Raw genomic sequence first — 19,261 nt, 5'->3', positions numbered from 1 at the left:
CCAGTTGACACTGCTAAGTCGTTGATTCATAAGGACTCTCGTAATCCGCAGCTGTCCCATTGCTCAATTTTTTATCGCTTGTAAGTGATTGATTTATAAAGAGTTTTTGACTTGTGTATAACGAAATGGGCTGAAGCGTCTTCCAGGAACCTCGTCAAGCGCATCGGAATGATGGCCGCGCTGGCAGCGCTCGTTGCCATTGTGTGGATGCCCGCGGCGCCAGGACTGCCCCCGGCCGGGCAGGTGATGCTGGGCATCCTTGCCTTTGCCGTGATCGTGTGGATGACCGAGGCGCTCGACTATGCCGTGAGCGCCGTCGTGATCGGCGCGCTGATGATCTTCCTGCTGGCCTTCGCGCCCGCCGGCACGCAGGCCAGCGGCACTGGCATGGGTACCGGCGCGGCGCTCAGCCTGGCCTTGTCGGGTTTTTCGAGCAGCGCGGTCGCGCTGGTGGCGGCGGCGTGCTTCATCGCCGCCGCCATGACCGTCACCGGCCTGGACCGGCGCATCGCGCTGGTGGTGCTGTCCAGAGTCGATGCGCGCACCAACCACATCGTGATCGGCGCTATGGCCGTGGGCTTTTTGCTCTCCTTCATCGTGCCGAGCACCACCGCGCGGGTTGCTTGCCTGATGCCGATCATGATGGGCTTCATCCTGGCGTTCAAGGTCGACAAGCGCAGCCGCTTTGCCGCGCTGCTGGTGATCACCGCGGCGCAGACCGCCAGCGTCTGGAACGTCGGAATCAAGACGGCCGCAGCGCAAAACATGGTCGCGGTCGGCTTTGTCGAAAAGCAGTTCGGCACCACCATCACCTGGACCGAGTGGTTCATCGCGGCGCGCCGTTTTCGGCCCTGCTGACCGTGGCGCTCTACTTCATCATGACCCGGATGCTCAAGCCGGAGATGAGCGAAATCGCCGGCGGACGGGCCACCATCGGCCAGCAGCTGGACGCCATCGGTCCCATGACGAGAAACGAGTGGAAATTGATGCTTGTGGTGCTCGCCCTGCTGGGATGTTGGTCGACCGAGAAAGTGCTGCATGACTTCGATACCACCTCGACCACGATTGCCGCCATCGCCTTGATGCTGCTGCCGCGCATCGGCGTGATGGACTGGAAGCAGTCGCAGCGCGGCTTCCCGTGGGGCACGGTGGTGTTGTTTGCGGTCGGCATCAGCGTGGGCACGGCGCTGCTCACAACCCACGCCGCCGGCTGGCTGGCCAACCTGATCGTGACGCACCTGGGGCTGCAGCAGGCCAGCGCATTCGCCATCTTGATGCTGCTCTCGCTGTTCCTGATCGTCATCCACCTCGGCTTTGCCAGCGCCACGGCACTGGCCTCGACCATGATTCCCATCGTCATCAGCGTGTTGACAGCAGTCCAGACGCCGGGCATCAACGTCGTGGGCATGACGATGCTGCTGCAGTTCGTGGTCAGCTTCGGCTTTATCTTGACGGTGAACGCGCCGCAGAACATGATTGCTTATGGGACGGACACGTTCGAGGCGCGCGACTTCGTGCGCACCGGGCTGGCGATCACAGCGGCCGCGATGGTCCTGCTGGTGGTGTTTGCGCTCACCTATTGGCCGTGGATGGGTTACATGGTCAAGCCATCCTGACTTCTCACCTTCTGCGCTACGGTCCAGCTAGGCGGTAAGCCGACACCGACGTTCGGCAGCGGCTTGGCCATTAAGCGCATCGGTCTTGCCCGGCAAGCAAGAAGGCTTTGACATGCTTGGCTGGAAGCAGCTTGACCTGAAGCCCAACTCCCAGCAGGGAGCGCGCCCAGTGATGCGCACCGCCATATGCCTCCATTGCCACCATTGCCACCAAAGACGGTTGACTGACCTTGCCCCACTCAGCAAGGGATACGCTTTTCAGGAGCATGGTCATTGCCGAACAACGCGGCCCAGTCCACGGCGCCCCTGGCGAAATCGTACTCAGCCTTGAAGTGCGTGAGGGCCAAGTGCACTTACGTGTCAGCGGCAGCGGCAGCGGCAGCGGCAGCGGCAGCGGCAGCGGCAGCGGCATCGTGCCCAGTGTCTTGCCCCATGTCCCCTGGGTGGCTGGGGTTGGGGCTGGTCAAGCACATCATGGCCGTGCACGGCGTGGCTGTCGAAACTCAAAGCGAAGGGCTGGGCGAAGGCAGCGTGTTCACGGTTACGCTGCCGCTGGTTTTGTGAAAAGCGGACTCGCCTAGAAACGCTGCAGTTGCCTGAGAGCGGCACAAGCGCCACGGCAGCCATCAATGTGTTGGAGCACCAGGGTACGATCGCCCAAAGTCCAGGAGTGGCTGGGGCACGCCAGCATTAGCACAATCTCTGGCTGTATTTTGATGACAAACTTCTTAAGTTCCTGGTCAATTCCGGCCTTTTGGGAAGGGGGTTTAGGGCGCAATAAAACATCAAATCTGGCAAAGCCTCAGCATCGCAGGCTTTAAAAGCTCCGATAAAACAATGCCCATGTCCACTGTGTCCAAGTTGCTATCAACTGATCTGACTTCAAAATCTCAGGATCTGTCCACGAAAGCGCGAAGCGTGCTGGAGGTGCGCGATGAGGTTTTCGCGCACTGGGAAGCGCAGGTCAAGCAAAGCATTGCCGGTGCCCAAAGCGTAGCCCACCCCGTGCTGCTCGACACGTTGCCGATGTTTTACGGCAACATCGTCGAAGCCTTGTCCCCCGGGTTTGCGCGAGACAACGCTGCCCACGGCACCACCGCGGCGGCCGGACACGGTGCCGAGCGTGCACGCACCACAGAATACCAAGTCGTCGAAGTGGTCCATGAGTATCATCTCTTGCGCGATTCGCTTTTGGCAGTTTGCGCACATCACGCGATCGTGTTCAGCAGCGCGGAAATGGACATCATCAAGTGCTCGTTCGACCAAGCTATTTTCGACTCGGTCAATGAATTTACGGCGATCCAGTCGGCTTTTCGGGAACGCATTGCCGCCACGCTCACGCATGACATGAGAACGCCGCTGTCCGTGATTGTCGGTGCCGCGCACCTATTGACAAGAGTGGACAAAGAGCAGATCGCAACGCTGGCGAAAAAAATCATCGACAACGGGCGGCGGCTCGAAGCTATGTTCAATGAACAGCTCGATGCGCTGGAGCGTCCGCCTGTGGGCACAGACCGCTTGAGAGTGACGCAGTGGGACGCGTTGTCGCTGGCCCACCTGGTGTGCGAACAATTCAACGATTCGACCGCCAATTCATGCCAGGTGTCCGGCGAACCCGTTAGTGGCTGGTGGGACCGTGACCTGCTGCAACGTGCCTTGGAAAACCTGACCGGCAATGCGCTGAAATATGGCGCGAGCAACACCGTGGTGACGATCAACGTGGCCCACACCCATGGCCGCGCCATCATCTCGGTGCACAACTGTGGAAATCCCATTGCCAAAGAAAAACGCGCGGAGATTTTCCGCTACCTGAACCGAAGCGGAGCCGACGACCAGCCAGGGTGGGGCCTAGGTTTGCCATTTGTTCAGGACGTCGCTACCCGTCATGGTGGCACGGTGGTTCTGGACAGTTCGCAAGCGGCTGGCACGACCTTTTCGATTGACATTCCTTGCGACAGGCGCGGACTCGCCGTCAACCCATGAACCGGTCCCACAATCGCTGTCCTTGCCTGGCTTGGCCATCTGCAACGTTTCGCAGAGCAATCGATCCGGGGCACACCGCTTGCTGAGAATCGCCCGCCCGTGTCAAAGCGAGTCTAAGGCGTTCGGCATATTTTCAAGTGCAAGCGTGTGGCTTTCGACCTGCCAACGTGCGGCACATACATGGGATTCATTGAGGCCAACGGTTGCAATTTAAAAGTCGGCGAAGTCAACTGACCACGCGCAGTCAAGCATGGTTCGCAATAAAAAGTAATCTGTTTGTTAAATATCCACGGCCTCATCTCATGGAAAAGCTATCAAAGATGACCAGTGCGGCTGTCGGTTTACCTTCAATCTGTCACTTTTGAACTTTCATTTGGCACTGATACCTTCAATGTGTCACCAAATCAATCGTGAGCGTCAGATCTGGAGTTCGCTGTGTACTTCCAGAAGTACCAAGCGAAGGATTCAACAACTGACTTTTTGGTTAATCAAAACCAGGTCTGGTTTGACGTGACAGCCACGGCTGCCCTTTCAGTTACCTCTCATCGCGTGGCCCCAGGGCTCTAAAATCGGCTGCGTTGGTCGCATCAATCCGGCCCGTAGCAGGAAACCGCACCCAGACCAAGCCATCAAGGCAACCCTGATGACGACTCCCAGACGGTCAACAGCAACTACGGTGGTATTGGCCGCAATTCACAAAAGATGCATCTCCACTTTCTTTCAGGTTGGTTTGCTGATGGTGACGCATTAAAGGTAGCAAATGCAAGGTTGTGCCAATTGAAAGGACTTATTTTGAAAAATGCTTGGCTGCACAGATTTGTTCTGGATAACGCCTTTTTACCAGGCGCCTCCAGTGAAAATGACCTATCTGCGTGGTCTATTTGGTGCCAATTGAAAGTTCAAAAGTGACACATTGAAGGTGAACCGACAGCCAGCAAGGCAGGCAAAGTGGCCATGCCGCCGCTGCTGCGTTCAGCGCTGGACCGGTATTTGGTGCAGCGCGGCCTGCCAACTACACCGTCCCAATGGGCACCCGACGCCCATTGATTGCCACCCTGGACAGCGTTACCGAAGCGCCGATCACAGCCACGCGGCTGCGAGGCCTCATGCGACGGTTCTTTGAAACAGCCGCTCTTCAAATCGAAGTGGATAACCCGGCGTTGGCACAAAAGCTTCGTCGGGCGACGCCGCACTGGATGCGCCACACCCATGCCACGCACGCGCTGGCCAGGGGAGCGGAGCTGACCAGCGTCAGGGACAACTTGCGCCATGCGTCCATTGCGACCACCTCCATTTACCTACATGGCGACGATTCGAAGCGAGCCAGGCAGATGAGAGATGCGTTTTCGGCCCGACTCTAAAGGGATTTGAAATTGAATGCACTCAGCATTAAAGTCAGGACGGTGGTAAGGAATTATTCCTGTTGAGTCATGCTTTTGGTCAGGAAATTTTTTCAGGCCAATGAACGGCAGCGGACTTTTCGATCTCGCACTTGACTTGAAATTTCTTGGTGCAAGCGCTATAAATACGAAGCCACTGCGCATTTGCGGTGCGTAAAGACTGCGGGACAAGAAATCATTTCCGCTCAGCGCGCGCTACCCGCAATGGATGGCCGGACCTGAGACTCAAACTGGGGTCAACTTTAGTTGCAAAGTAGGGCCAACTTTAGTGTGGTGAACGGGCGGAATGAACGACTGACAGGATTTTTTCAACACACCGCCCTAAGATAAGTGCAATAAAGTAATGGCAAAATATCTGTGTCAAAACTGCCCATTGGCCACCGCAGGCTGGGCCCTTCCCTGAAAACGCCACCCACAGCCTTGATCTCCTTGCAAAGTGAGCCCACCCGCCCATGACAGAGACCCCCTCCTCTACCGCCCCTGCGCAAGCAAAGACTGCTCGTTTTGTGCGCCGCCTGGGCCCGCACCACTTTGCTTACCTGCGCGCCGTCAGTGAAGGGTTGGACTTGGGCGAATGCGCCCGGCGCTACCTCGGCATCGAACACGGCCATGAAGCCAAGACGGCGCACCACGAAGCCGTTGACGCAGTGCGCGCCGTGGCCAGGCGCCAGGGCGACGGCGCCTGGCGCCTGGTGGGTCTGCGGATCCAGAGTCCTGTAGGCATGCCGCAACCATCGCTGGAGGCGTTCGCGCAGCAGCACGGCTTGGACGGCTTCTCTGAAAGCGAGGTGCTCAAGCTCTACACCGAAGCCTTTCCGCTGGAGCGCAAAACCGCTCGCGGCCAGCGCCTTCGTGAGCGTCAGCTGGCTCTCCTGCGCCGCTTGGAGCGCCTGGCCGCCGAGACCCCGCAGTCTATTGACCTCGTGGCGGGCTGGTTTGACGAGGCTTTGGCGGTCAAGCTCGTCACGGCCGGCCTGCTCACGCTGGGGATGCTGAACGCCCGAATTTCGGCGGGCGGGCGCTGGTTTTCCACCCTGCCAGCAGTCGGCATCGCCAAGGCGAGGCGCATCGAGCGCCACCTGGCCACGCTCTTGCCGCGCGAGGTGCAACCACCCAAACCGCTTTTTGCGCTCTCGGCGACGCCTGCGCTGTGGGGGACGTCCTCGCTTTCCCGCGCTTCTGACGAGCAAATGGATGCGACATCAGGCGACCTTGTGGTGGCGAACGTGACGAATGCAGCTTTGCTGCGCCCGCTGCTGGACGTGGACTCGGACCTGCAGGCGGTGCAAAGCTGGATCCAGGCCCGCGCCGGCTCGCTGGCTACGGCGACGCTCTACCAGCGCGAGGCACACCGCCTCTTGCTATGGCTGCAATACGAATGCAGGGGGGCGACACTGACCCAGATGACGGTCGCCGACTGCGGCGCGTTCATGGTGTTTTTGCAGCACATCCCGCTGCGCTGGATCTCGCGCGCTCGCGCTGCCCCCGGCCAGAGCGGCTGGGCACCGTTTCGTGGCCAGCTCTCGCACGCGAGTTGTCGCCAGACCATCGTCATCATCGCCTCGATGTTCGCCTGGCTTCAATCCGCGCTGTATCTCTCTAGCAATCCCTGGGTACTGGTCAACCAGTCCACGGGCGATGACCCGGGCAAGAAGATGCTGGACACCAAGGCGCTGAGCGAGGCGGCGATGCTTGAGGTGCTGCGCTTCATCGACGCCCAGGCGCCCTCTCCTTCGCGCGCCCGGATCCGTTTTATCTTGCTGTTTGTCGAGGCGGTCGGGCTGCGCTCGGCAGAACTTCTTTCAGCCACCCTCGGGGATCTGAGGATGGAGCCCGAAGGGTGGGTGATGCAGGTGCATGGCAAGGGGTCGAAAAACAGGATCGCGGCCGTTCCAGGGCAGGCGCTGCATGCGCTCCAAGACTATCTGCTAGTCCGCGGCCTGGGCTCGATCCAGGCGGCGCCGCCCACCGCGCGCCTGCTGGCCAGCGCCGTGGACCCGATGGCGCCAGTGGGTTACCAGGCGCTCTACGAGCATGTCAGGGGATGGCTCGCCAAAGCGGTGCGGGCCTCCAGCCTGCCCGCTAATGAGCGGGAGCGGCTGGCCGGAGCGACAACGCACTGGCTGCGCCATACCTTTGGCACCCGGGCCATCGCTCGGGAGGTGCCCTTAGATGTGATCCAGGCGCAGATGGGGCATGCGAGTATTCAGACCACCACGGCTATCTATGGCCGGGCGCCGATCAAGCGACGGGTGGATGAGCTGGGCAAGGCGTTCGGGTAACTGGTCGCAGTAAAAACTAGACACAACAAATGGTCAAATCCACCGGTCAAAATGCACCACTGTTGGCATCAGATTAAAAAATTCAACGCTGACAAAGGCTTATCTACGCCACGGCCAGGTGACCACTGCCGGTCCGACCAATTTGCAGCTCTGCCATTGGCCATTGGAGAGCGCAATCTGCACTGCTCCCTTGCCCGCTCAGCTAGGTCCGCTTGGCGCGTCCAGGCGACCCGCAAATCAGTCCCCGCGTTGCCGCCGCCACCCCTTAAGCGTGCGCAGCTTAGTTTTGACTTGGACCGAGCCGCCCACAGCGCTCTTGTTCAACTTAACGCTGGACCTGATGGAAACCTTGGGATATTTGGATCTATATGAACATGTCCGGATCTAGCGCTCCCGCGCGGTACGGATCTCCAGCTTGCCAACGTACGTGCATGGGCAAATACTTGACGCCACGACCCACTAACAGCGTCACACTTTTTGCACTCGGGCCGTTAGCAAAAAGGTGCCACTCGACATGATTCAGACGAACTATGCCAGTATCTAGATCCCCTTGTCAAATGACAAATAATCACCGCAAAAAAGTGATTCGACGAACTTGACGAGAGATTTTTCTAGAGAGTGTTCTGCGCAGAACACTCTCTAGAATATTCTTTTTTATAAATTTTGTTTGCAATATTTTATTTAAAATATAAACAGTAACCAATAACGGCATACACATTGTTTCAAGACTTATCTAGGGAATATAGATGCCGTGCGAGTTTGGCTTGATGTGCGACATCCCTGCGCTGACGAGTAGCTTTAGCCTAGAACACTAACCCATCCGGATGCCGGGTGTTTTCTTCAGTTTGCCAATCAGATAGACCCATTCGCCATCACTCAACTTGTTTTTATCCATGCCGACCAAAAAACTCAGAATTCTACTTTTCGCCTATGTTAAAAAGCCTAGTTAAAAACCCAGATCTCAGCATGGAGAACCAATTGAACACTATCTTCAAGCACGTTATCAACTGGAGGGTTAGGCTGTGTACCAAAGTAAAAACCATCGTCCATATCAACAATGCGCTCTTAAGGTGATGTTCCGCGCAGAACACTAGAGTCGCGTCAACTAAAAACTGTCGGTACGCCTTACTTTGAAGAGAGCAGCTTTTATACGCTTGACGCGACACCAGATCGCATATTTTTGTACAAATTCCAAATTTACAAAAATAAAACTTGCATGAAAAAAATAAATAATTTACTATTTCTAATGTTACTGAAATTATTATTTTTTGAGACTATGTTCTGCGCAGAACATTTAAGGAAAAAATTGTGAACGAAACAGCGATTGCAGCTAAGGTGATTTGTGTTTTCAATGAAAAAGGTGGTAGCGGCAAAACCACAACTTCTTGCCAGCTTGCTGGGACGCTTGGACTTCGAGGATTTCGTGTGCTTCTGGCTGACCTAGATCCTCAAGAGACGGCATCCCAATGGCTTACAGAGAACGGTGGCGAGGGATTAAAAGCACAAGTTTGGTCTGGACATCGATATGGAGAACGTGTAATCCAGCAAATAAAGGAATTCAGCAATAAATACGATGTAATCATTGCAGATTGCGCTCCGTCGGTTGAGAACAAATCCACTTGGGGCATGCTTCTTGTATCAGACCTTGCGCTCATACCAACGCGACTAAGTCCGCTCGATATGGCTGCGTTGCCAAACGCAAAACGCCTGGCACGAAGAGCTAGAGAAGAAATGGGCCTTAATTACCCTGTACGCGTTGTCGCCAATGCAACTCGGATGCACATGAATGATGACAAAGCTTTGATGAACGTTCTTAAGAAAGATAAAGAGTTTCCCGTTATGCCATGCGTAATGGGTGACCGTAAAGCTTATTCGCGATCAATGGTCATGGGTTCGTCTGCCCATGCTGTTTCAAACGGTGAGGATGCAGTAAAAGAAATTGAATCGTTAGCAGACGAAACACTCAAGTTGCTTGGATTAAGTAAAACAATCAAGGTTCGCAAATGACAAAACGAAAATTCGACATGTCAGCCCGTGCAGTTGGGTTTATGGAGAGCGCAGATAAGAGCAGTGATACTCGCTGGGCAAAGGCTGAGCAAATCGTCAGTGCGAAACCTTCTGGATTGCCTCCTAGCGCGGTAACAGTTTTAGAAAAGGGAAGAGGTCTTTCCTCAACCGTTGAAATGCTTGCGCTTGATGTGTTGAGCGTTGATATTACCAAGGTACGTGACAACCCCAGAAACGCACGCAAGCTGTACGACCCTGCAGTCGTTAACCAGCGTGCAACTTCTATACGGCTTGATGGGCAAATGACTCCGGCACCGGCATGTCTCGACTGGGAAAATCCAGGTTCTTACATCTTAATTGGTGGGCATTATCGTAAAAAGGCACTGTTGCAAAACGGAGCAACACACATTCAAATCAAGTTGTTACCAGCTAAAAACAACTTCGATCTCTACCGTCTTAGTTATGCTGAAAACGATGAACGGCAAAGCGGCACGCCCTTAGATGACGCTTTGTCATGGCAGGAATTGCAAGAAGCGGGGGAGGTGGGCACACAAGACGAAATCGCAGCCCTTGTTGGCAAACCTAGAACAACGATTAACAAAACGCTGGCTCTGCTCAACTTATCCCCTGGCATTTTGTCAGTGCTAAAAGAAACTCCTGACAAATTTACGTTGACTGCTGGATACGAACTTAGCCTAATGACGTCTGGTTTTTCGGAAACAGAGCTGATTGCCATTGCCCAAAAGGTAGCAGCGGGGGATTTTTCCACACGCGACTTGACTAGACTGCGGGAGGCTCGGAAAACAAAGACGCCCCGAAAGCAAAAAGAAATCAGTCGGCAACACAAGATTGTTATGAATGGCACTCATCGGGGAACTATTAAAGATTGGGATTCTGGAAAGGTTGTAATGGAAGTGATGCTGCCTGATCCAGCTGAGCGTGAGCGCCTAGTCAGTGAGCTAAGGGAGCGCTTTAACCTTTCCAACGATTCGCCAGAGTGAATCTGCATAACAGTCAAAACTTATTCACGATCTCCTGATCAGCAGGGGTCAGGAAAGCCAAATGGACGAAGAGCCTGTTAGTGTTGCGATTGCGTTCAAAGTTCTTCAATAGGTACCGATGTCTGTCCAGCTAAGCACTTATCTGCATACAGAGATGAGACTTTTGCTCTTTATGCTGCCAAAACTATTAGCGGACCAACACGACTTGGAAGGCTGATGTTCTCTACTCCGAAGGATAGCTTTTTTCCAGAAAGGTTGTAAAAGGTGCTAGGGCACGTCAAAACGTGTTGATTCGCTAGTAGCCTATCTGCAAGCAAAAGAATGAGAAGTTTTTTTGTTTTCCTGCCGGCCGCATAATTTTTCATACGTGCAAGAGCAAAAAACACATGACATCTTGTCTTGTAGGTTCTATCCTGAGGCGTATAGACCAACAACTTTTCATCAATACGTGTTGTTTCGCTAGTAGTTCATCCAAAAAACGTGTTGCTCCGCTATGCTTTCTACATTTTCATCATGCTTCCGACTCGATTGTTTGAGTTCCAGGTATCAATTCAAACACTAAGACATTGATAATTTCAGGCTAACGTGTTGTTCCGCTAGTAGCAAGGCTGTTGCATTTCTTGTAAAAAAACTGCCTGCTGCGCCTGTGAATAACTTTCCCCCACTACTAGCGGTATGACGTACCGCTAGTAGCGATGTGACGTATCGCTATTAGCGTAAAGATGCACCGCTATTAGCGGTACATCATTGAAATCAGCCCGAAAACCGCACTGCCAATGGCTTTTCGAAGAGCCTAGTCTGCTGTAGTCTTTGCTTAATCTGTTTTAATCTTGTAGCTTCTGTGGACAAAACGGCAGCATGATGAAATTTAGAAAGCTACTTGTCTCAATGAATCTGAAAGCGGAGTCGGGAACGTGTTGCACCGCTAATAGTTACGCTTGACCTTTAACGCTACATCTCATGTAATCCGTGCAGATTAAAAAAAGTCATACATGAGCACCAGCCAAACATCTTTCGTAAAGCTAAACTTCGATAACATCGAGTTGCTTCTTGATTCTAAAGACTCAAGTGGGTCTGCTGCTAAGCAGTCTGAATCGGTTTCGAATGCAGCGGCCAAGCCTAAGAGCCCTGGACGCACTCGCCAGCCAAATGCAGCTAGTTCAATGGAAGTGCTCAAAAGGAAGACTACTGAAGCCTTAATGAGGCAGCGCAGCGTCATCGATGCGAGGATGCTGCAAACTGTGTTGCCGATGTGGGATGACGATAACCGGGGAGTTCCAAACCCTTTGATCAGATCCGGCCTTTTCAGTGTTAGGAACACAGAAAAGCGTGAGTATTTGCCAAAACTGCATATTGCTTCCTTGTCAAATTACAACGTTTCTTATACAGGTCAAGATCTGCAACAGGATGATCTAACGGTTTGGATGTCGTTGATAAACTTAGCCAGAAATCAGCCTATGTCAGACTCAGTGTTATTCACTGGCTACCAGCTAATAAAAGATATGGGCTGGCGTATGCACTCCGATTCATACAGGCGCGCTAAGCAGTCAATAGAACGTCTAAAAGTGACCGGGATAGAAATCAGCACTAACAATAGTGAATCGGCGTACAGCGGATCGTTAATTCGTGAATATGCATGGACAGCATCTGATGATAAAGGCAATGCGCGGTGGATGGTTCGATTCGAGCCTACAGTGTCGATGCTGTTCATGGAAGACACCACCACACTTTTGGAATGGGAGACTCGTAAAAGCATTGGAACTCGCGCAACCCTCGCGCTATTTCTTCATTCATTTTATTCTTCACACAGAGATCCAATTCCATTCAAGGTCGAAAAGCTCTATGAGTTGTGCAGGTCAGGTGACTCTTTGAGTAGTTTCCGACGAAATATCAAGAACGCACTTACCAAGCTGGTCGATGTCGGTTTCTTGACCATGTTTGTTGTCAAAGATGACACGGTTCATGTGCAGAAAAAGCTAAAACCAAAGCTCATACGGGCAAAATAGTGATTGAAATTAATTATTTTTTCGTCTGAAGTTGATACGTTATAAAGAATGGGTAGGCTGTCAACTAAGCCCTCTCAAAATAGCAGCCGGGTGCTCGCACCCAGGCGCGCGCGGTAGGGGAACTGCTCGGCCGCGATGGCCGGCAGGTGGTGCGCCTCATCGAACACAAACAAGGTGTTGCCCGCATCGATCAGGCTGCTGTCGGTCTGCAGTGTGGCGAGCACCAGCGCATGGTTGACCACCTGCAAGGTAGCGCCGGCCGCCTGGCGCCTGGCCTTGAAAAAAGCGCAGTTGCGAAAGTGCTCGCATTGACCGCCATTGCAGGCGTGGGCATTGGCTTGGACCTGTCGCCAATCCTGCGGATTGGGCGACTGAGCCAGGGAGTCAATGTCCCCATCCCAGGCGCCGGCGTTGAGTTTCTTTGCGCTGCTCTTGAACCAGCGCATGGCCGCTTGACGGTCGCGCACCACACTTGCCGTAGGCCTGCGGCTGTCGGCAAAGAGGTCCTGCAGTTCGCCCGCAAGTTCGCTGCCGGGCACTATGCCCTCGATCATGCCTTCCATGCGGCTTTGGCAGACGTAGCGGGCCCGGCCCTTGAGGATGTCGAACGTCAACTCGGGAATGATGCTTGATAAGCGCGGCAGGTCCTTGTGGATGAGCTGCTCCTGCAGCGCCACGGTGGCGGTCGAGACCATCACGGTTTTCTTGAGCACCTCGGCCGCGACAAGGGCCGCCAGGCAGTACGCTACCGTCTTGCCCGTGCCCGTGCCCGCCTCTAACTGCGCCAAGTGGTTGCCGGAGCGTTTTTCGTCCTCGGGCGACTTGGCCGAGAGGAATGTCAGCAGGCACGCCTGCATCATCTCGTACTGGCCCGGCCGGGCGATGAAGCCGGGCCAGTCAGCGGCGACTTCGCCGTAAAGCAGCTCCAGGCGGATGCGCGCAGCTTCGAGCTGCTCGGCATCGATCCCGTGCTCACACGCGTACACGGGCACCACGGCCGGCAGCTGTGCAGGGCCAGTTGCCGGCACGGTTGGCGAAGCTGGGGTTTGCATTGCAAGCGAGCTCATGGCCTTGATTGTGGATGACGATCCTCAAATCACTTTAAACAGCAGTGAGATTGACCAGGCAGGTGTTTGCCGCTCAGGTGGGTAATGGATTCCATCGTCGTGAAAGTGCGGGAGCACAGCACAAGCTGGATTTCGCATTTGCAAGGCTTTGGTGCTTGACCCACGCTGACCTGAGCAAGCCAGCAGTCTTGCACGGTGCAAAGCATGCTCAGTTTCACCATTTATTAATCCAAATCAGGCATGCTTCTGCATTACGGAGGTTTTCCATTCGCCGAAAGGGTGAATGGTTTGAAAAGCACTGCCGCTTGAGAAGGCCAGTAAAAAAATCCGCCGTGTGCTGGGTGTCATCGCCGATAAAATGGCACTCAACCCATGATGATTGACGACACTTCCCCCTTTTTGCCCTTTGCTGAACGCGCGCCGAAGCCCGTGGTCACGCTCAAAGCCCGCGCCCGGTTTTCTGAGGGCACGCTCGCCAGCCTGCGCGCTGTCAGCGCCCAGCCAGGCGAGGCGCTGCGCCTGCCCCTGGCCGACATCGACGAAGACCCGCACCAGCCGCGCACCGTCTTTGACACGGCCGAGCTGCAAAGCATGGCCGACAGCATCCGAGCCCATGGCGTGGTCCAGCCCATCGTCGTGCGCCCGCCCGTCAAGGGTCGCTATCTGCTGGCCTTTGGCGCGCGCCGCCTGCGCGCATCCCGGCTCGCCGAAGTGCCCGACATTCCCGCAGTGATCCGCCCGGCCGGCCCAGGCGACTTTGCCGAGCAGCTCGTCGAAAACCAGCAGCGCGCCGACCTGTCCAACTCTGACCTGGCCGCGGCCATCGCGCGGCTGGTGGCCGAAGGCGCCAGCACCAAGGACATTGCCGCGCTGTGCGCGCTCAAGGACTACCAGGTCGCTGCCTTTCGGCAGGCGGGCAACTTCCCGCCCGAGCTTGCGTCTCGCCTGGACACATCCGACATGCGCGCGCTTTACGACCTGTACCGCCAGTGGGGCAAGACCCCAAGCGAGGTCGTGGCCGCCTTGCCGGAGGACGGCGTGTTCATCAGCGTGACCGAGGCCAGGCGCATCATCGGCGCGATCACCGGCAAGCCGACCGGCTCCATCGTGCTCGAGCGCGCCCGGGCGGAGGCTTTTCAGGAGCGCGGCCAGCCGCTGCCGGGCGGTGACCCCGAAACAGCGCCCCCGATGCGCGAGCCTTCCCCGGAAAAACCGATCCATCCTATCGAGGAGCCGCCGGCGTCGAGGGACTTGCCGGTGCAGGCCAGGTCTAAAGCCGCCCCGGGTACTGTCCAGGCGCCCGGGACCGGCGCGCCCGTATTCTTTGTCGCTGCGGACGACGGGCGCACCGGCCGGCTGGTGGTGGACCGGCGGGCCAACAGGGCAGGGTGGGCCCTGGTGGCCTACGCCAACGGCTTGGAAGAAGTGGACGCGGCGCGGCTGCGGATTGTTCGCATCGAGTGACCCATCATTTTTTATCCCTAGTAAAGGGGTGCTTCTCAGCCTTGTTGACCTGAGTCTTAAGCGACTTCCACATCGCACAAAACATTCCATGCCCAAGCAACGCTGCGGCTCGGGCAAAGCCGCGCAGTCGCAAACACATGCTTGCTACCGCCGCGTAGGCTTCACAAATCTCGCAGTACACATGGATAATGAATTCATCGAAGGGCATGTGCATGTCCTTTAAATGTCGTAAGTTCCAAACAAACCCACGATACCTATCTGGTGAACATGCTCATCACCCCTGTTAACCGGGCAACTTTAGCTCTTAGTAAGTTGCACATCGCGTTAATTAATTCATAATTAACGCCTGAAATTATCTTTAATTTGCCGGCGTTGTCATTTTCGATTATCGTACCCCCCGATATTTTTTGTTTTTGTGGTTGTTTGGATTGCGTTGCGGTGGTGATCATCGACGCCGTGCAGGTTGACGCGCTAACCAGAGTTTGAGTCGACACCATGGGCTCCCAGGTCCATCCGGTGAGGAATCTGACAACGATCAAAAGCATGAGGCTCCATTGTGTTTGTATTTCCCATTGAATTCCTCCGCCGCCAACCGCTCTCACCTCTTGGAATAATCTGCCTTTAAAGCCCAACCCGTCTTGGTAAAAATTGCCTTATGTGCCCTCCTATTAGTACCTTTTGCCTTGCCGTTTTTTTACCATTAACAGTTACCACTTTTTCTCAGTTAACGCTTTTTCAGATACCAGATGGCATTTACCAATAACAGTAGCATAGGAGCACTTTTTCTCATACAAAAGACGGAGTTAACACGATGACACTGCGTTGGCCCTGTAGCGAGCGACCGATGGGCGGCAATGGACTGGAAACGCTGCAGGCGGTTTCAGTTCAACTAAAGAAAATGGATAGCTGCCTTAAAATCCGTAGGGAGGGCAAGACAGGGGACAAACCAGGATGGATGGAAAGAGGTAACGGGCGTTGAAATGCCGGGAAAGCCTCTAGCCCCGGACCTGGTGAGTGAAAACAAGCGAAAACAACCCCAAGGAGGATGAAGAGACCTTCAGCCCCACCCCCGAATAATCGCTCCCGCAAGATTTTATGAAGACGAAACCCGATTTTACGTGCACGAATTCAATATCACGACTTCGACATTTTCCGAAATCGATAATGGATCCTGTAACCCGGCCGACGGAATATTACGTTTCCGGAAAGATAAGCGGTGACGGTTAGTTTTCGGTGGGATGATAATCCGAAGACGAAATAAGAGCTTGTGCCAGTTGCAAAGTGGCGATTGCGTTGGCGCGTGTCAGTGTTGGATATGAATCAATAATCTCGTTCAAAGAAAGGTCATCCGCCAGGTTTCAAAAAGCACAGCGACAGGCAACCGCGTCCCAGTAAATACAGGGGTTCCGCCTAGAATTTCGGGGTTTGAAGTAATTAATGGCTTCATTTATTTTCGATTTCGTTCAATGCGTCCGCGGCCACCCTGCGCGCGGCATTGGTGCGCACTGCGCGCTTCGTCATTTCGTACTCGTGCAACACCTCCAGCACGTGCTCACGAACCGTCAGCAGGCAGCTCGGACGGGCGACAAATTCATGCAGCTCGCTTACCATGTCCTCGTCCGCATCAAGCGCGCGCGCGATGTAGCCGCGGTATTTCATCGCATGCTCCTTTCAATTTCGTCCACTACCTCGCGCGCGGCGCGTCTAGCAAGCATTGAATGCAGCGCGCTTACTATTCCTTCGTACCTCCCACCATCGGCGATCGCCCACTCCAGGGCACCGAGCACATCCCGCGCAGCTCTTTCGTTGTCCAGCACAAGCGCTTCTAGCTCCTGAGCAAGGATCGGATTTGGTGGCATTGACCCGGTAAAAGTGTGGTGCAGTAGCAGCGCTTTGACGTACAGTCGCGGCGCTCTGCTGCGAGTTTCAAGCATTTTCCGCCGCACCGCTTGCCGCTTTGCTTCACCCGCGGCGCGTGCTTGGTCGTCAAGCGCTCCCATCGGCACCTCCCATTTTATCCATCAGCCTGCGCGCAAGGCAGCGCGCGCGCATTGCATGCAAAGTGCTTATCAGCTTTTCGTAACGCGCCCCGTCTGCGGTCGCGCATTCCAACGCTTCGATCACGATCAGCGCATGTGCAGGGTTGGCTTTTACTGCTGCTTCGAGCTCCGCCGCGCACGCATTTTTTCCGTGCGGGTCACCCATCAAAATAGCGTAGTAGTGCAGCGCAAACGCCTTTTTGTACACATCCGGAGCTTTGGTGCGGCACTCAACCATGAACCGGCCAACCACAAGCCCTTTTGCGTCTCGCACAAGGTACTCAGATTCCGTCATGACTCACCCGCCATTTCCGCGATCAGCGCGTTACCTTTACGCCTGGCAAGCATGCTGCGCAAGGTGCAGATCACCTCGGCGTAAAAAGCGCCATGAGGCTTGCAGTCTTCCATGAACTCGACTGCAAGCCGCGCAGCACCTGGCCACCGCGCCACCAGTTCGCCCAGCTGGCGGGTGGCGTCTTCCACCGTGCCATTCCAGAGCCCCGCCGAAACACCTTCACACGCGCGCGCCACGAGCAGGTAGCGCAAAGTTATGGCGAGCTCATAAATGTCAATGTGCGCGCCGGTGGCGGTCGTTGGGTCGGTCAGCACGCGCCACCTCCCATTTCGTCCATGATCCTGCGGGCTGCTGTGCGTGCGATCATGGCGCGCAGCGTGTCGATTTCCGCCTGCAAATGCGCGGATTCGCCCTTGGTGCGCGCGTAAAAGCGCTCGTGCGTTTTACTCACCAGCAGCGTGGCCAGCAATTCCGCAGCTGCTGCGGGATAATCCCGCACCAGGTTTTCGCACTGCGCCGGATCCTCGGCATGGTGCGAGACAAAGCGCAAAGCCATAAAAGTAGCATCTTTGCAAATGGGCGGAAAAGCGTAAGCCACGTCGAGCGCGTGCTGCCTAGCACGCGCCTTTCTGCTCTTTTCCGTGTGTACAAGACACGTGACCAGCCGTATGCGAAGCAGCGCTTCAATTTCCAGGTCGGTCTTGTCTCCTGCGTCGTACTCCGCAAAAAGCATTTTCAACAGCTCATCGGATTCAGCAGGGTGATTGGCGAAAAGTGTACGCGTGCTCGGGGTCGGTCCCACTCCGTTGTCAAGATACTCGTACAGCGCGGCGCGCATTTTGCGCAGCGCGGCGCTCATTGTGCACCGTCCATATCGTCCAGGATCTTTCGGGCCGTGGTGCGGGCGATCATGCTTCGCAATGTGTCGATTTCCGCCGCAGTGTCGTGCCAGGCGCCGGGGCGCATTTCGTAAAAATGCTCGTGGCGCTGCTCAATCACCAGCTGCGCCATCAGTGCACGAGCAACGCTGGGGTGGTCACGCACAAGCGCTTCGCAAAATTCATGCTCGTCGCCCGCGTGCGTTACGCCGCGAAGTGCCAGGTACATCGCGCGTAGTGGGGTTGGCGGATATTCGTACGCTGTGCGCAGCACGCCCAAACGCGTCAGCGCTGCGGAGCGCTGACGAGACACATACTTTCGCGCGACGTGCTGCAGCTTTATAAGCGCGCGAATGTCCGGTGCCACAGCGTCACCTGCGCCAGCGTCATACTCGGCGAACAATCGGCTCAGAATTTCATCAGATTCTGCTGGATGTTCTGCAAAAAAAGCGGCGCAGTCTGGCAGGCCGAAGGGCACGCGCGCGTGTTCTTCTAGCATTGCACGCATTCTTGCGATCAGATCTTCGGCCAATTTTTCCTCCATGATTTTGTCCAGGATGGCCATGGCGCCAACCCTTGCGAGGGCTTGACGCGCTACATCTGCATAAACGCCGAAACGGCCTGACGCTTTTCCGTCTCGCACACGCAGATCATCCACATCTTGAATTTTTCGAATGAGCCATTGTGCGGTTTGTGGATTTTTTTCGCAAATTGCGCCGACCTCCTCGATGGGGCCATCCGACAATACAAGACAAGTCAAAATATCCCGCAGGTCTTTGGAAAGCTGACGTTTGCGCTGAGGGCTGGAAGGAAAAACGCCCTCTGGTTTTAAGGGGGGTTTGGATTGACTGCCAATTAGTTTTATATTTGCTTTCATTTCGGTAGCACCATAACTAATGCTGGTGGTGGGCTTAACGAGATTCGAACTCGCGACCTACGGATTAAAAGTCCGTCTTTTGCTGCATTTTTATGCATTTTTGGCATTAATTTTTAAAATGGTTATTTAGGTACTTAATAATGCATAGTTTTGTGCTTATTAGCAAATTGGAACGGTTTTTCTAAATCTAGAAATTGCTTTATGCGCTCCTGGCAAGTTGCCAAAATATGTCGAAAGGCACTGACAGGCATGCGCGTACTCACGCGACGTGTTCCACGACGCCGTTAAAGCCCAACAACAAGCACAAAGAACATTACGACTCCGAAAAACTCCCACCAAATCCGAA

Annotated in this window: 15 protein-coding genes and 2 pseudogenes; 9 read left to right on the top strand and 8 right to left on the bottom strand. The window is 55.0% G+C overall.

The window, feature by feature from the left end; all coding sequences use genetic code 11:
- Window positions 1-168: 168 nt before the first annotated feature.
- The 8 genes and pseudogenes from PNAP_RS22235 (at window position 169) to trfA (ending at window position 12,295) form a co-directional block, all read left to right on the top strand.
- Window positions 169-1,616, top strand: a pseudogene (locus PNAP_RS22235) (SLC13 family permease).
- Window positions 1,617-2,048: 432 nt separating this feature from the next.
- Window positions 2,049-2,180, top strand: a complete 132-nt coding sequence (locus PNAP_RS28180; RefSeq protein ID WP_269667362.1) for a hypothetical protein — start codon at window positions 2,049-2,051, stop codon at window positions 2,178-2,180.
- 279 nt (window positions 2,181-2,459) lie between these two features.
- Window positions 2,460-3,599 (top strand): sensor histidine kinase, encoded by a 1,140-nt coding sequence (locus PNAP_RS22225; protein ID WP_198140734.1) that lies wholly within the window; start codon window positions 2,460-2,462, stop codon window positions 3,597-3,599.
- A gap of 1,103 nt (window positions 3,600-4,702) precedes the next feature.
- Window positions 4,703-4,960: pseudogene (locus PNAP_RS28365) on the top strand (tyrosine-type recombinase/integrase); the annotation flags it as partial.
- A gap of 491 nt (window positions 4,961-5,451) precedes the next feature.
- Window positions 5,452-7,281, top strand: a complete 1,830-nt coding sequence (locus tag PNAP_RS22215; RefSeq protein WP_011798216.1) for a tyrosine-type recombinase/integrase — start codon at window positions 5,452-5,454, stop codon at window positions 7,279-7,281.
- A 1,308-nt stretch (window positions 7,282-8,589) separates the two neighbouring features.
- On the top strand, window positions 8,590-9,288 hold the full coding sequence (locus tag PNAP_RS26260) for a ParA family protein (protein WP_011798217.1): 699 nt from the start codon (window positions 8,590-8,592) through the stop codon (window positions 9,286-9,288).
- Window positions 9,285-10,289 carry a ParB/RepB/Spo0J family partition protein gene (locus tag PNAP_RS22210; protein ID WP_011798218.1) on the top strand — a complete coding sequence of 335 codons (1,005 nt, stop codon included), beginning with the start codon at window positions 9,285-9,287 and terminating at the stop codon, window positions 10,287-10,289. Before PNAP_RS26260 ends, PNAP_RS22210 begins: the two co-directional genes overlap by 4 nt.
- 992 nt (window positions 10,290-11,281) lie before the next feature.
- The gene (gene trfA / locus PNAP_RS22205) at window positions 11,282-12,295 is read left to right on the top strand and encodes a plasmid replication initiator TrfA (protein ID WP_011798219.1); all 1,014 of its coding nucleotides are present in this window, start codon (window positions 11,282-11,284) and stop codon (window positions 12,293-12,295) included.
- 74 nt (window positions 12,296-12,369) lie between these two features.
- On the opposite strand, the gene PNAP_RS22200 is transcribed toward trfA, so the two are convergent.
- Window positions 12,370-13,362: an ATP-dependent DNA helicase DinG gene (locus PNAP_RS22200; protein ID WP_011798220.1), complete on the bottom strand. Its 993-nt coding sequence runs from the start codon at window positions 13,360-13,362 to the stop codon at window positions 12,370-12,372.
- Window positions 13,363-13,734: 372 nt separating this feature from the next.
- Here PNAP_RS22200 and PNAP_RS25260 point away from each other — a divergent pair, with 372 nt between their 5' ends.
- Window positions 13,735-14,826 carry a ParB/RepB/Spo0J family partition protein gene (locus PNAP_RS25260; RefSeq protein WP_011798221.1) on the top strand — a complete coding sequence of 364 codons (1,092 nt, stop codon included), beginning with the start codon at window positions 13,735-13,737 and terminating at the stop codon, window positions 14,824-14,826.
- 4 nt (window positions 14,827-14,830) lie between these two features.
- Here PNAP_RS25260 and PNAP_RS22190 read toward each other — a convergent pair whose 3' ends face one another.
- The 7 genes from PNAP_RS22190 to PNAP_RS22155 all read right to left on the bottom strand — a co-directional run bounded on the left by PNAP_RS22190 (window position 14,831) and on the right by PNAP_RS22155 (window position 18,915).
- On the bottom strand, window positions 14,831-15,034 hold the full coding sequence (locus PNAP_RS22190; protein WP_157040493.1) for a hypothetical protein: 204 nt from the start codon (window positions 15,032-15,034) through the stop codon (window positions 14,831-14,833).
- A gap of 1,125 nt (window positions 15,035-16,159) precedes the next feature.
- Entirely contained in the window at window positions 16,160-16,273 is a 114-nt protein-coding gene (locus PNAP_RS28020) for a DUF433 domain-containing protein (RefSeq protein WP_083758102.1), read from the bottom strand.
- Complete coding sequence (locus PNAP_RS22180) at window positions 16,270-16,485, bottom strand: hypothetical protein (RefSeq protein ID WP_011798222.1); 216 nt, start codon at window positions 16,483-16,485, stop codon at window positions 16,270-16,272. The genes PNAP_RS28020 and PNAP_RS22180 overlap by 4 nt, the downstream gene beginning before the upstream one ends.
- Window positions 16,486-16,812: 327 nt before the next feature.
- A complete protein-coding gene (locus PNAP_RS22170) occupies window positions 16,813-17,160 on the bottom strand; it encodes a hypothetical protein (RefSeq protein WP_011798223.1) in 348 nt (115 codons plus the stop codon).
- A complete protein-coding gene (locus PNAP_RS22165) occupies window positions 17,157-17,474 on the bottom strand; it encodes a hypothetical protein (protein WP_011798224.1) in 318 nt (105 codons plus the stop codon). Before PNAP_RS22165 ends, PNAP_RS22170 begins: the two co-directional genes overlap by 4 nt.
- Entirely contained in the window at window positions 17,468-18,019 is a 552-nt protein-coding gene (locus PNAP_RS22160; RefSeq protein ID WP_011798225.1) for a hypothetical protein, read from the bottom strand. Before PNAP_RS22160 ends, PNAP_RS22165 begins: the two co-directional genes overlap by 7 nt.
- A complete protein-coding gene (locus PNAP_RS22155) occupies window positions 18,016-18,915 on the bottom strand; it encodes a hypothetical protein (protein WP_011798226.1) in 900 nt (299 codons plus the stop codon). The genes PNAP_RS22160 and PNAP_RS22155 overlap by 4 nt, the downstream gene beginning before the upstream one ends.
- Between the last annotated feature and the right edge of the window lie 346 nt (window positions 18,916-19,261).

Origin of the sequence: Polaromonas naphthalenivorans CJ2 (assembly GCF_000015505.1) — a bacterium.
Classification (GTDB): Bacteria; Pseudomonadota; Gammaproteobacteria; order Burkholderiales; family Burkholderiaceae_C; genus Polaromonas; species Polaromonas naphthalenivorans.
The sequence above is the reverse complement of the archived record's forward strand: the minus strand, read 5'-3'. Positions and strand labels throughout refer to the sequence as shown.

Excerpts from the sequence above, each read along its gene's own strand:
- PNAP_RS28180 (WP_269667362.1), top strand. The coding sequence starts at position 2,049 with ATGTCCCCTGGGTGGCTGGGGTTGGGGCTGGTCAAGCACATCATGGCC.
- PNAP_RS22225 (WP_198140734.1), top strand. The coding sequence starts at position 2,460 with ATGTCCACTGTGTCCAAGTTGCTATCAACTGATCTGACTTCAAAATCT.
- PNAP_RS22215 (WP_011798216.1), top strand. The coding sequence starts at position 5,452 with ATGACAGAGACCCCCTCCTCTACCGCCCCTGCGCAAGCAAAGACTGCT.
- PNAP_RS22210 (WP_011798218.1), top strand. The coding sequence starts at position 9,285 with ATGACAAAACGAAAATTCGACATGTCAGCCCGTGCAGTTGGGTTTATG.
- trfA (WP_011798219.1), top strand. The coding sequence starts at position 11,282 with ATGAGCACCAGCCAAACATCTTTCGTAAAGCTAAACTTCGATAACATC.
- PNAP_RS22200 (WP_011798220.1), bottom strand. The coding sequence starts at position 13,362 with ATGAGCTCGCTTGCAATGCAAACCCCAGCTTCGCCAACCGTGCCGGCA.
- PNAP_RS25260 (WP_011798221.1), top strand. The coding sequence starts at position 13,735 with ATGATGATTGACGACACTTCCCCCTTTTTGCCCTTTGCTGAACGCGCG.
- PNAP_RS22190 (WP_157040493.1), bottom strand. The coding sequence starts at position 15,034 with ATGCCCTTCGATGAATTCATTATCCATGTGTACTGCGAGATTTGTGAA.
- PNAP_RS28020 (WP_083758102.1), bottom strand. The coding sequence starts at position 16,273 with ATGAAGCCATTAATTACTTCAAACCCCGAAATTCTAGGCGGAACCCCT.
- PNAP_RS22180 (WP_011798222.1), bottom strand. The coding sequence starts at position 16,485 with ATGAAATACCGCGGCTACATCGCGCGCGCGCTTGATGCGGACGAGGAC.
- PNAP_RS22170 (WP_011798223.1), bottom strand. The coding sequence starts at position 17,160 with ATGACGGAATCTGAGTACCTTGTGCGAGACGCAAAAGGGCTTGTGGTT.
- PNAP_RS22160 (WP_011798225.1), bottom strand. The coding sequence starts at position 18,019 with ATGAGCGCCGCGCTGCGCAAAATGCGCGCCGCGCTGTACGAGTATCTT.
- PNAP_RS22155 (WP_011798226.1), bottom strand. The coding sequence starts at position 18,915 with ATGAAAGCAAATATAAAACTAATTGGCAGTCAATCCAAACCCCCCTTA.